This is a genomic window from Cohnella baijiui, from assembly GCF_020731285.1.
Classification (GTDB): Bacteria; Bacillota; Bacilli; order Paenibacillales; family Paenibacillaceae; genus Cohnella.
In genome coordinates this window covers 51,923-64,405 of sequence record NZ_JAJFOW010000018.1, presented here as the reverse complement: position 1 = coordinate 64,405, position 12,483 = coordinate 51,923, and the positions used below count along the sequence as shown (strand labels likewise).

The following is a 12,483-nucleotide window of genomic DNA, read 5'->3' as shown; positions in this document are numbered from 1 at the left end:
CGGGTTCCCTCCTAATTCGCTTTGTCTTCCTTAAACAGCAGCCGCTGCACGACCGTGATGAGCATGATGACGACCGCCAGCATGAAGGCGAGCGCCGAGGCGTAGCCCATGTCCATGTTTTTGAAGGCGTATTGGTAGATCAGCAGCACCATCGTGAGCGTCGCGTTGTTCGGTCCTCCCGATCCCGCCGAGAAAATGTACGACTGGTCGAACAGCTGGAACGTGCCGACGATCCCCATGACGAGGACGTAGAACGTCACCGGCTTCAGCTGGGGCACCGTGATCTTCCAAAACTTCTGCCAAGCGTTCGCGCCGTCGATGGACGCCGCTTCGTAGAGCGAATCGGGGATGTCCTGGAGCGCGGCCAAATAGATGACCATGAACAGCGGCGCCGTCGACCAGATGTTCATGATCATGATTCCGAACAGGGCGACGGTCGGATCGCCCAGCCAGTTATAGGTAGGCAGGCCAACCGCGTCGAGCAGGTAGTTCAGCAGGCCGTTGCGGTTGTAGATCCACATGAAAATGAGCACAAGCACCGCCGAGGACGTGACCGTCGGCAGATAGAACGCGACCCGGAAAAAGTTGCGGAAGCGGATCTTCATGTTCAGGATGGCGGCCAGCACGAGTGCGAGGATCGTCTGGCAGGGCACGACGATGAGTGCGTACTTGGCCGTATTCCGCAAGGCGATCCACAGCCTGGGATCGTCTGCCATCCGTTCGAAGTTGGCGGTGCCCGTAAACTTGTAGGATACATGGCCGAGCAGGTTCACCTTGTGCAGCGACAGGAATATCGCGTAGAGGATCGGCAGGAGCAAAAAGCAGCCGAGAATCAAAATGACCGGGGACATGAATCCGTACCCCGCCAGCGCCTCCATCCCTCTTCGTTTGCCTCCTGGTTTTGCCATCAGTCATCGTTCTCCTTTCCTTGGATTGAGAGGTCCGCCATTCGCGTTGGGACGTCAAAACGACTAAAGCCGTAATGCCGGAGGCTTTGCGGCTTCACTCGTTTCGCGCCCACCGGCGGCGCCGCCGGCAGGCGAAGCCGCGTCGATCCGACGCGGCTTCGCTTCGAACGGCGCCCGGGAGGCGTGCGGGAGGATCAGGATCCCGCTTTGATCTCTTTGTTCGCGGTCTCCTGCGCCTTCTTCATGGCGTCCGCCAGAGAGGACTTGTTCGTGTACGCCGCGATGAACTGGTTGTTGAAGTTGTTCATGATCGTCGGCAGCGACGAGCCGGCTTGCCACGGCGTCGCGTAGGAGCTGCCCGCGACGAGCGCGCCGCGCAGCGCGTCCTTGTCGTAGCCGAGCTCGGCCGAGACGGATTTGCGGGTCGGCAGAGCGAAGCCTTTGCTGGTCCACGTCTTCATGCCTTCCTTGCCCGTCAGGTAGGAGAGCAGCTTCCAGGCCGCTTCCTTATGCTGCGATTGCTTGTTCATGACGTAAGCGACGGTGAAGGCCATCGTGCCCTTCTTGCCGTTGACCGTCGGCACTTCCGCAGTGCCGAAGTCGAGGTCCTTGAAGTTCGTTTGCAGATACGGGATCGCCCAGTTGCCCTCCAGCACCATGGCGGCCTTTTGCTGGCCGAACATTTCGCCGCCCCATCCGGCGCCGACGTCGGACGGCTGGCCGGCCGTGCCGGCCTTCAGGTGTTGGTCTACGACGAGCTGCAGTCCTTGAAGCGCTTCCGGCGTATCGAACGCGGCCATGCCTTGATCGTCTGCCAGCTTGCCGCCGAAGGCATTCAGCATGAACATCTGGCGCGCCAGCTCAGGCGCTTGGCCGAGGCCGTATACTTCCACTTTGTTGCCTTTTTTCTTGGTCAGCTTTTCCGATACCGCTTGCAATTCGTCCCACGTGGTCGGAGGCGCGGTGATGCCGGCGTCGGCGAACATTTTCTTGTTGTAGAACAGTGCCAGCGTAGAGGTGTCTTTCGGGAAGCCGTAGATCTTGCCGTCCTTCGCCTTGAAGGCGTCGACCGCCGGCTGCTCGAAATCGCCCAGGTCGAAATCGTCGGTCACGTAGCCGTCGAGCGGCTCCAGGACGTCCTTCTCGATCAGGCCCGGCGCTTCGAAGGCGTCGAGGTAAAACACGTCCGGCGCTTCGTTGCCGATGAGGCGGGTTTTGATGACGTCCATATATTGATCGGCGATGACTTCGTATTTGACTTTAATGTTCGGGTTTTTCGTTTGGAATTCGTCCAGCACTTGCTGGAGCAGCGCTTGCTCTTCGGGCGAGGAGCCCCAGCCTGCGAGTGTGACCTCGACGGGCGCTTGGGATGCTTCGGGAGATGCGGAAGCCTGGGCGGACGAAGATGCCGAACCGGATGGAGAAGCCGTGTCCCCCTTGCCGTTGTTCGAGCTGCTTCCGCAAGCGGAAGCCACCATCATGACCGATAGCAGGAGTGCAGCCGTGCCTGTTGCTTTGCGTTTCATACTGATCTTCCTCCCTTTTTTATGTGTACATCTATAATCAAACGGATCGGGCCAGGCCGTCGCGGCCGCCGCCCCGGAGGTACCGTCCGGGACGGTTCGCGCCGCTCGGCCTTCCCTTCCCGCTTAATCCCTCGTTGCGACCGCGGCCGCGCCGGCGATCTCGACCCTGCAGCCGGTCGTGTTGCCCGCGACCTCCACCTGGAGCGGCCCCGCGGCCGGCCCGCGACGGATCGTCACGGTCAGCTTCCCGTCGGCTACGCGAACGTCCGCTACCCGCAGCACGTTCACGCCTTCCGGCAAATACGGATGCAGCCGGATCGTGCCGCCAAGCGCGTCTGGCTGAATGCCCAACATCGTCTGGACGAGCGTGACGGAGGTGCCGGCCGCCCAGGCTTGCGGCGAGCAGGCGACCGGGTAGGATACCGGGTAGCCGATCGACTCGTCGTAGCCGCAGAACAGCTCCGGAAGCCGGTAGTACTCGAATTTTTCGGCCGCCTTCAGCAGTCCGCCCGCGACCTTCGCCGCCTCTTGCGCCAGCCCCGCCCGGCTCATACCGAGCAGCGTCATCGCGTTGTCGTGCGGCCAGATGCTGCCGTCGTGGTAGCTCATCGGGTTGTAGCCCGTGGACGCCGACGACATCGTCCGGATGCCGTAGCCGCTGAACATGTCGGGTGCGACGAGCCGCTGCGCGACCTGCGCGGCCCGCTCCGGCGGCACAATGCCGCTCATGAGCAGATGCCCCGGGTTCGACGTGACCGAACGCACTTGCGCGTTGTCCGCGTCGAGGGCAATGGCGTAGAACGCTTCGTTCTCCATCCAGAAGGCCGGATCGAACGCTTCCCGAAGCTTCTCGGCTTCGGCCCGAAGCCGTGCCGCGAGTTCCGGGTGCCCGAGGCGCTCCGCAATGGGCGCGAGGCGGCTCTTGGCTTGGTATACATATCCTTGCACCTCGACCAGGGCGATTGGCGCTGCCGCGAACCGGCCGTCCGCGTGGATGACGGAGTCGGCTGAGTCCTTCCAGCCTTGGTTCGCGATCCCTTTGGACGACTCTTGAAAGTATTCCACGAATCCGTCCGCGTCGCGGTCGCCGTACTGATCGATCCACGCGAGCGCTTTCTCGATGGCCGGAAGCAGCTCGCCGATCGTAGCGGTATCTCCGGTCCAGTGCGCGTACTCCGCCGCGAGAAGCACGAACAGCGGCGTAGAGTCGATGCTGCCGTAGTACGGCGCGAACGGCACTTGGCCGGACCGGGCCAGCTCCCCATTGCGCAGCTCGTGCATGATTTTGCCGGGCTGCTCGTCAAACCACGGGTTTACTTCTTCCCCTTGAAAAGCGGCCATCATCTGCAGCGTCCCGCGGGCGATCTCCGGACGGAGCGGCAGCATCTGCAAGGCGGCGATCAAGCTGTCGCGGCCGAACGGCACCGCGTACCACGGCAGCCCCGCCACGGGGAACAGGCCGTAGCCGAAATCCGTAAGCAGCACCCGCAGGTCCTGCACGCCGCGATCGTACAAACGATCCAGCACGGCGCTGTCGCTAGACACCTTCATCGTGTCGGCCGTCCATTCGTCGTACGAGCTTTTCAGCGCGTCCAGCGCTTCCTCTTTCGGCCGCGCCTTCGGAATCTTGCCGTCGATCGAAGGCAGCACGGTAAACGTGATGATCTTGGATTCGGCCGGCGCGAGCCGCACCGCGAACCCGATCTCGCCCGTTTCGGAGACGGCGTCGGCCGGCACACTCCACCGGATGTCCGTCCGCTTGGCGAGCCCGTCGGCGCCGAGATATTCGGCGCGCCACTGCGTCCGGTCCGCCGAACGGCCCGTGATCTTGCCCAGTTCCTCCGCCGGCTGGAAGCCCCGCACGACAAACATGTCCGCGAAGTCCGCCTCGAACGCGACCTTCAAATCGAAGGCGATCGCAGTGGTCGAGTAGTTGGTCATGGCGATCGTTTCGTACAGCACGTCGTCGTGGATGAAGCGCTCGCGGATCAGCTCGACGGATTCCCGCCACAACCGAACCTTGCCGTCCTCCTCCATATGCTCGTTCGTCAGTCGAATGCGGGCGAGATAGTTCTCGTCCGCCGCCGAAGAGAGCAGGATGGGCGGCCTGTCGTTTACCGTCAGCTTCATTTCGTTCAGGAAGCGCGTGTCCCGCAGGTAGAGCCCGTTTTGGGAGCCTCCCGGAATGTCCCCGTTGCGATCGGTCATGAGGAAGACGTCGTTGTTTTTAATCACTCTGTACTCCATATGTTCTCTCCCCTGGCGTCTTTTTTCTCTCTATCCTTTCATTACCGAAACGTTTCGGATGAAGGCTAAAAAAAGGAACGTGATCCGAAACGTTTTGGAAACCATTTCGAGAAAACGCGGTTCACTTCTGAAGAGGCCGCGTGCTTTCACGTACGATCAATTGGTTGTTGAGTAAAATTTTCCGGTTGTCGGTGCGCTGCTCCAGCATGTCGATGAGCAGCTGCGCGCCCTGGTAGCCCAGCTCGTATTTGTCCTGGCGGATCGTCGTCAGCTTCGGCGAACAGTACGCCGAGATGGTAATATCGTCGAAGCCGATCACGGACATGTCGTCCGGCACCTTCCGCCCCAACTTCTCGAGCGTCCGCATCGCTCCCAGCGCCATCAAGTCGCTCGCGCAAAAGACGGCGGTCACGTCGGGATGGCGGATCAAAATCTGGTACATCGCTTCGGCGCCGCCGTCCTCCGTAAAGAAGCCGTCGTAGACGCTGTCCTCCCGGACCTCGAGGCCCGCTTCCCGGAGGGCGTCCTTGTACCCTTCGTAACGTTCCTTGCTGACGGACGCCTGGTCGTGCCCGTTGATCATCGCGATCCGGCGGTGCCCGCCTTCGAGCAGATGACGGACGGCCATGCTCGCCCCCACCCGGCTGTCGGACGTGATGTGGCCGACGTTGTCCCCCGTTCGCGGAATGTCGATCAGCACGCACGGAAACGCGTTTTGATCGATGACCTCATGGAGATAGGGGTCGTCGAGCCGCAGACCGGAGATGATCGCGCCTTCGACGTTGCGTTCCTTGCACAGCGTCGTATACGACTTCTCGATCTGCTTGGTCGGGCTGGTGCTGAACAGCAGCAGGTCGTAGTTCAGATCTCCCGCACGGTCGTTGATGCCGCACAGCACTTCGTAGGCGAACGCGTCCTTCGCGCCCGCTCGGTTGATGTCGGAAATGATGAGGCCGATCGTCCGCGTCTTCTTGGATACGAGACTTCTCGCAACGGCGTTGGGACTGTACGACAGCTCTTCCGCGATCCGTTTGATCTTCTTGCGCGTAACTTCGTTGACGTCGTCGTAGCCGTTTAGCGCTCTGGATACCGTAGTGACGGATACACCTGCCTGTTTTGCGATGTCTTTTATGGTAGCCATGTGCAAACACCTTTCCAAAACGTTTCGGGTTCATTATAGACCAACCGCCCGGAAAGTTGCAAGCGCTTTTTTATTCTCATTTTTAAGGGACCCACGGAGCCCGCGACGAGAACGCGAAGCCTGCGGCTTCGCGTTGCTCCCGATACGGCTTCGGATCTATCGGGCTTCGAAGTGGTCGTACGAGCCGTCATCCGGCTCGAAGCGGCGCTCGACCGGCGCTCCATCGTCCGGAGCGGCGACAGCGACCGCATCCACCCAATCCTCGTTCACCGTGTGGGCGGGGATCGGGATGCAGTCGAGTCCGTAAGCCGCCGAGGTCAGCGACGACTCTTCGGCCGCAGCCCGTTCGATCATTTCGCCGCCGAAGCTCTGCACGATTTCGAGCGCGGATGTCAGGTCCTCGTTCACCACGTGGATATGGAGTCTTGCCCCCGGGTGCAGGTGAGGCTCGTAGCCCAGCTCCTCCAGCGTATCGTAGGCGAGGCGGGCGTTGTTCTCTTGGGGAAATTGAAACATCAAGGCCGCATGATGGCTCATGGCTCGCATCTTCTCCCTGTCATTGGTCTTGGGCATTCGACCTTAACATGTCCGGCGGAAGCCCGCCCCATGTATGGTACGACCAAAGCTGGGAGGGAGATGCGGCGGATGGGGACAAGGCGTGCAAAATGACGGAACTAAACAGACAGACGGCCTCTCCTCTGTACCGAGGGGAGGCCGAATGCGGGACGCGGAATGGACGGCTTCAGCTACTCGGCTTCCCCTCGCCTGGATATGGCTCATCTTAATGCTCTTCTTCATCCTTATGCCGAATCCTTAGCCGAATTTATAGCCTGAGCCTTTCGCATTCCGTCACGCCCTCGGGCGCCATACGCACGCCGTCCAGTACGTCGCGTCCCGCACGGGTGAGCGCGTAGCGCAATCCGGCGCATCCGGCCGGGTCGTCGTGAAGACGCGGCAGCCTGGGCGGCAGCGCGTGGTCCGTTCCGTCCGCAGACCGGGCGCGCACGAGCGGCGGATCGGACGCGGCCAGCCTCTCCAGGCAGCGCCAAAACTGCAGGTCGCCCATCCAGAACAACGGTACGCGCGGCGCGACTCGCCCGAACAGAGTTAGGGCGCTTAACCCCTCGGCTCCGACGTCCGGCGATTCGCCGAAATCGCCGGCTTCGTCGAACGCGAGCAGCGTCTCCCGCTCGACGATCCCCAGCCCGTCCGCTCCCGGGAAACGCAGCAAATGGAACCGCAAGGCTTCGACAAGCGCTGCGAGCTGCGGCGTCTCCCCTTCCTCCTCCAGCCAACGCCGCAGCGCCTCGGGGTCGGCGGCGGCATACGCCTCCCAGGCTCGCGCAGCAGCTTGGATGGCCGCTGCACCCAACGTTTCGCGGCGCTGCCATGCGTCCTGCATGGCCCCCGCGTCGGGCGGGCCGGCAGGCAGCGGCACATAGTGAAGCTCCTGCCCGGGCTTCGCGGCCTTCTCTTGCACGCGCCCCCAGCAGATCGCCATCAGGATCGTCTGATCGAACAAGTCCGGGTCGGACCAGATCGCGAGCGGAACGCCCAGCGTCATCGCCGTCGTCCAAACACCGCCGCGCATAAGCGCCTCCCGAACGAAGTCGCCCCGCGGGATGCCGTAGTGCGCTTCGAGCCACGCCATGCGGCGCTCGGTCCGCCACAGCACGCGCCAATCCGGTGCGAGCGGGCCAGCCGTATAGATCTCCCGCCATACGCAGCGCATGCCGGGGACCCCGGCCGCTTCGAGCGCCGCTTCCGACGCATCCCCGTTAAGCAGGTGGATCGGATGGTTCGGCTTCATCGGCTTCCGCCTCCTTGTGCCTCTTTTCCGCTTCAAGCCGCGCCTTCGCGCGCGCCCGAAGCATATACCAATCCGTTGCCTGCACGTTCATGAACCGAACGACCGCCCACCCCGCGATCGGAACGGCAATGGCCGCGAGCCAAGCCCAGCCGTCGTAGCGGATTCCGACCTGCAGGCCGATAAGCAGCGCCCAAAGCAGCGCGATGGGCATCCCCAGCGCGGTTCGGGCTCTCTCCTCACCCCGGTGGAGCGTCTCTTCCTCCCAATCGAACAGCGCGACGTAACGCTCGGTCGTCCATTGGTTCCATTGTCCGTGCAGCCACAGAATCGTGAGCAGGACCATCGCCACCCAAGCGATGGCCGCGATCCACACCGGCGTCAGCCAGACGGCGATCGATCCGGCGCCGGTCAAGACGAGGAGGCTCCGCAGCATGCTCGGATCGCGAAGGGTCGCTTTCAGCCAAAGCTCCGCCACGCGCCGCCTTGCATCCCGCCGCCGAAACAGGCGGACCGGCTTCGGCAGCAGCAGCGGGCGCTTCGTCGAAGGCGGGTTGACGACCTCGCCCGCCTCGAACAAAATCCAGCGGACGCAGGCCGCATAAGCGTCCCGCTCGACGTCCACCTCCAACGCGAACGCGCCGAAGGCGAATATCCGTCGCCAAGCGAGAAAGAGCGCGAGCAAAAAGAGGCCGACGACGGCATAGATCAGCGGAATCCCCGCCCTGAACAACCAGCCGGCGGCGTACCCCCATCCGGTCAACAGGACGATGCGGGCCGCCAAATTGGCGGTCGTCCGCCGCCAGCCGGTCCAGCGCCGTTCGATCCCGTCCCGCAGCAGCGCCCAGACGAACCCGAGCAGTGCGGACGCTGCGGCCAACTCGGCGCTTTGGGCCGCGGACCAGCCGAGCCTGGACGACATGAGAGGATAGACGATCGCCGTCAACGTAACCGCGAGCAGCAAACGTGCCGCCAGCGTGTATGCCAGTCCCGCCGCGGTCAGCTTGGCGGTCCACCCGCGATAATGGCGAAGAAACAGGCCGTCTCCCGGGTCGGCAAACGTCCGCAGCCGGGCACTCACCATGAAAAGGGAGAGCACCAGGATCGGCGCGGCCGCCGGAATGGCGTCGACCCACGGCGGCGGCTGCCGCATCGCTTCCAGATAGATGCCGCTCCCGATCCAGAGCGCCGGCAGCGCGAGGTACAGCAGCACCGTCCAATCTAAAACGAGACGCCAGCCCTTCCATACCTTGCGCCAGAAGGCGGCGATCCTTCCGAGCGTCAGCGGGAGCGGCTTCATCCGACGGCCGCTCACGGGCGATCGTCTCCGGCCGTCAGGGCGCGGAAGCAGTCGAAAAGCGGCGTCCCCGCAGGGCGGCCGGAGATCATCTGAATGTCCTGCAGCGTTCCTTTGGCGGCGATGCCTCCCGCATGGATCAGCACGAACCGGTCGCACAGCCGCTCCGCCGAGTCGAGGACGTGCGTCGTCAGCAGCACCGACGCCCCGCGCCGGCGTTCCTCGTCGAGCGCCTCCAGCAGCTCCATCACGGCTGCCGGGTCGAGGCCGATGAACGGCTCGTCCACGAGAAACAGCTCCGGCTCGAGCAGAAAAGCGACGACGAGCATCATCTTCTGCTGCATTCCTTTGGAAAAGCGGATCGGGTAGTCGTACACCGCGTGCGTTAACCGGAAGCGCCGAAGCAGCGGGGCGGACCGCTCCTTCAGCTCTTCCTCGGACATGCCCGTGACGGCCGCGGCGAGCTGGAGATGCTCCCACAGCGTGAACCGCTCGTACAAGATCGGCTGCTCCGGAATGTAGGCGATGCTGCGCGACATTTCTCGCCTTGGCGCGTCCGCCCCCGTACGCCCCTGCCAGACGACGTTCCCCCTCCAATGCGGCAACTGCCCGAGCAGCCCTTTCATAATCGTGCTTTTGCCCGCCCCGTTCGGACCGAGCAGGCCGACCCGCTCGCCGCGCCGGATGTCGAACGCGACGTCCCGCAATATCGGCTTGCCGGACTCGTACCCCGCTTCGCGGATGTCCACTTCCACGAGCGGTCCTTGCCCGGACGGGTCGTTCGAAACTTGTGTGGTCATTCCGCGCTTCTCCCCCATCTTCTCGTCTCTTTGTATTTATGTACGCGGAACCAGCAGCTCCGGTTGCCTCACGTCTTGACGATCAAAAGGTTCGTTGCTGAAGCCGGTTGGCTGTCGGCACTGAGCGGCGTCGCGCGCCCCGGACAATTGCCCGCGCCTCGCATCCGCCGCACGCCGCACTCACTCCCGGTTCCGCGGAGCGACCGCCTTCAGAACGGCCGCCTCGATCCAGCGCCACGGGAGCCAGCGTTTGGCCGCCAGCGTCAGCCGCTCGCCACCGGTCGGCAAGTAGCGCAGCTTCGGCCGGGCGTCGGTCAGCGCGCGGACGATCGTCCGCGCGACGACATCCGGATCGCCCCCTTGGGCGCCAGAACGCTCGATCTGCGGCAGCAGCTTGGCGTAGTAGGAGGCGTACGGGGAATCCGGACCCGGCGTCGCGCCCCCGGACAGCCCCTTCCCCCAGATCGCCGTCCGGTACGGTCCCGGCAGGATGAGGCTGACGGCGATGCCGTACGGCGCGAGCTCGAGCCGCAGCGACTCGCCAAGTCCTTCCAGCGCATGCTTGGAGGCGACGTACGGTCCCATCGACGGGAAGCCCATCTTGCCGCTCACGCTGCTGACGAGCACGATGCGCCCGCCGCCCTGCCGCCGCATCCGGGGGAGCACCGCCTGGGTCGTCGCCACGACGCCGAACAGGTTCGTCTCGAACTGCTCGCGCCATTTGGCGAGCGGCACCTCCTCCACGAACCCGCCGGCGGCGAAGCCCGCGTTGGCCACGAGCGCGTCGATCGCACCTGCCTCCGCCTCGATCGTATCCGCCGCGGCGCGCGCCTGCTCTTCGCGCGTCACGTCGAGTGCGATCGGGCGCACCCGCTCGCTTACGCCCGCCCGGCTCGCGGCTTCGAGCAGCGCCGATCCGCGCGCGGGGTCGCGCAAGCCGGCATAGACGATCCAGCCCCGCTCGGCGAGCCGCACGGTCGCAAGCAGGCCGAACCCGCTCGAAGCCCCCGTCACCAGCGCAACCCTCCGACGTCCACCGGCGTTTTCCTCTCCCATCCCGTCTGCCTCCTCTCGCTTTTCAAGCATCCGCGCGATCGCCGCGCGGTCCTCCGTTTCCCTCCCTCATGGGAAAGAGCCTCCTTCCGGTTACCGGCCGGAGTTGCAGGAGGCTCTAGTCGAAAAGGGAGGCAACCGGTCACGAATGACAAGTTTCCTCCCTTTTATCTTACCAAACAAAGACGGTTATCGGAAAGCACTTAACGCTTCATTCAATTCCCGCGTCTGCGCGTACACCTGCTGGTAGAGGCGGAACAGCTTCTCGTAGCGGGCGGCGCGTCCGGCGTCCGGCCGATACGTCTTGGCATGCTTGACGAACGCTTCGGCGCACGTGTCGAGACTCGGGTACCAGCCGCACCCCGCCGCCGCCAGCATCGCCGCACCGAGCCCCGGCCCCTGCTCGTTCGCGAGCGACACGACGTCGGCTTGGAAGATGTCCGCCTGCATCTGCAGCCAGGTCGGATTTTTGGCGCCGCCGCCGATGGAAACGATCGTGGAGACGGTTTTGCCCGCTTTGCGGAACAAGTCGACCGACTCGTTCAACGAGAAGGTGATGCCTTCCATGACCGCCCGGGCGAAATGCGCGCGGGTATGCGAGCCGTCGATGCCGATGAAGCTGCCGCGGATCGCCGCGTCCGCGTGCGGCGTCCGCTCGCCGACGAGATAAGGCGTGAACAGAAGACCGCCCGAGCCTGGCGCGATGTTCTCCACGCCGGCGAGCAGCTCGTCGTACGACTCGCCCTTGCCGAAGGCGTTACGGAACCAGCTCATGCTGTAGCCGGCCGCCAGCGTGACGCCCATCGCGTAGAAGGCGTCCGCCTTGCCGTGGTTGAAGAAGTGCACCTTGCCGGCGTAGTCCGCGGAAGCGTCCGGCTCGTGCGTCAGGACGACGCCCGACGTGCCGATACTGCACAGCGTCAGCCCCGGCTTCAGAATGCCGGCTCCGATGGCGCCGCAGGCATTGTCCGCGCCGCCCGCGAATACCCGGGTACTCGCGGCCAGTCCCGTCTCGGCGGCCGCTTCGGCCGTCAGCGCGCCGGTCTGCGCGCCCGCTTCGACGAGCGGAGGACAAAGATCCGCGGACAGTTCGAAGGCTTGGAGCACCTCATCGCTCCAGCGCTTGCCCGCCACGTCGAGCAGAAGCGTGCCGGCGGCGTCCGACAGATCCATGTGGATTTCGCCGTTCAGGCGGTAGCGAAGATAGTCCTTCGGCAGGACGAAGCCGCGCGCCTTCGCGAACGTCTCCGGTTCGTGCTCCCGCACCCACAGCAGCTTCGGCAGCGTGAATCCTTCGAGCGCCGGGTTGCGGGTGACGGCGAGCAGCCGTTCGCCCAGCTTGCGCTCGATCTCGCGGCACTGCTCGGTCGTGCGCGTGTCGTTCCACAAAATCGCGCGCCGGACGGGGCGGCGATCCGCGTCCAGCAGCACGAGCCCGTGCATCTGGCCGGAGAAGCTGAGACCCTCGATGTCCGCCGGATCGACGCCGGGCGTCTTCGTGAGCTCCCGGAGCGCGTCGATCGTGCCTTTTACCCAATCTTCCGGATCCTGCTCGCTCCACCCCGACTTGTCGTGGTACAGCGGATATTCGCGGCTCGCCTCGGCGGCGACGGTGCCGTCCTGCGCGACCAGCAGCGTCTTGACCGCGCTGGTGCCCAGATCGACGCCAATGACGTACTTCATGTGCGATCGGCCTCCTTCGTT

General features: G+C 64.1%; 10 protein-coding genes. All 10 read right to left on the bottom strand.

Translation table 11 applies throughout. The features are described 5' to 3' along the window. Nucleotides 1-11 precede the first annotated feature (11 nt). The 10 genes from LKX83_RS17260 to xylB all read right to left on the bottom strand — a co-directional run bounded on the left by LKX83_RS17260 (nucleotide 12) and on the right by xylB (nucleotide 12,462). Nucleotides 12-908 carry a carbohydrate ABC transporter permease gene (locus LKX83_RS17260; RefSeq protein WP_227883533.1) on the bottom strand — a complete coding sequence of 299 codons (897 nt, stop codon included), beginning with the start codon at nucleotides 906-908 and terminating at the stop codon, nucleotides 12-14. Between the two features lie 194 nt (nucleotides 909-1,102). Further along, on the bottom strand, nucleotides 1,103-2,434 hold the full coding sequence (locus tag LKX83_RS17255) for an ABC transporter substrate-binding protein (protein WP_227883532.1): 1,332 nt from the start codon (nucleotides 2,432-2,434) through the stop codon (nucleotides 1,103-1,105). A 123-nt stretch (nucleotides 2,435-2,557) separates the two neighbouring features. Next, the gene (locus tag LKX83_RS17250; RefSeq protein ID WP_227883531.1) at nucleotides 2,558-4,681 is read right to left on the bottom strand and encodes an amylo-alpha-1,6-glucosidase; all 2,124 of its coding nucleotides are present in this window, start codon (nucleotides 4,679-4,681) and stop codon (nucleotides 2,558-2,560) included. Between the two features lie 121 nt (nucleotides 4,682-4,802). Next, nucleotides 4,803-5,840: a LacI family DNA-binding transcriptional regulator gene (locus tag LKX83_RS17245; protein WP_227883530.1), complete on the bottom strand. Its 1,038-nt coding sequence runs from the start codon at nucleotides 5,838-5,840 to the stop codon at nucleotides 4,803-4,805. Nucleotides 5,841-5,978: 138 nt separating this feature from the next. Next, nucleotides 5,979-6,359: a hypothetical protein gene (locus LKX83_RS17240; RefSeq protein ID WP_227883529.1), complete on the bottom strand. Its 381-nt coding sequence runs from the start codon at nucleotides 6,357-6,359 to the stop codon at nucleotides 5,979-5,981. A 286-nt stretch (nucleotides 6,360-6,645) separates the two neighbouring features. Next, on the bottom strand, nucleotides 6,646-7,632 hold the full coding sequence (locus LKX83_RS17235; RefSeq protein WP_227883528.1) for a hypothetical protein: 987 nt from the start codon (nucleotides 7,630-7,632) through the stop codon (nucleotides 6,646-6,648). After that, nucleotides 7,601-8,944, bottom strand: coding sequence for an ABC transporter permease (locus LKX83_RS17230; RefSeq protein ID WP_227883527.1), 1,344 nt, complete (start codon nucleotides 8,942-8,944; stop codon nucleotides 7,601-7,603). The genes LKX83_RS17235 and LKX83_RS17230 overlap by 32 nt, the downstream gene beginning before the upstream one ends. Then, nucleotides 8,941-9,726 (bottom strand): ABC transporter ATP-binding protein, encoded by a 786-nt coding sequence (locus LKX83_RS17225; RefSeq protein ID WP_227883526.1) that lies wholly within the window; start codon nucleotides 9,724-9,726, stop codon nucleotides 8,941-8,943. Before LKX83_RS17225 ends, LKX83_RS17230 begins: the two co-directional genes overlap by 4 nt. Before the next feature lie 180 nt (nucleotides 9,727-9,906). Beyond that, entirely contained in the window at nucleotides 9,907-10,782 is an 876-nt protein-coding gene (locus tag LKX83_RS17220; protein ID WP_227883525.1) for an SDR family oxidoreductase, read from the bottom strand. A 186-nt stretch (nucleotides 10,783-10,968) separates the two neighbouring features. Further along, nucleotides 10,969-12,462 (bottom strand): xylulokinase, encoded by a 1,494-nt coding sequence (xylB, locus tag LKX83_RS17215; protein ID WP_227883524.1) that lies wholly within the window; start codon nucleotides 12,460-12,462, stop codon nucleotides 10,969-10,971. Between the last annotated feature and the right edge of the window lie 21 nt (nucleotides 12,463-12,483).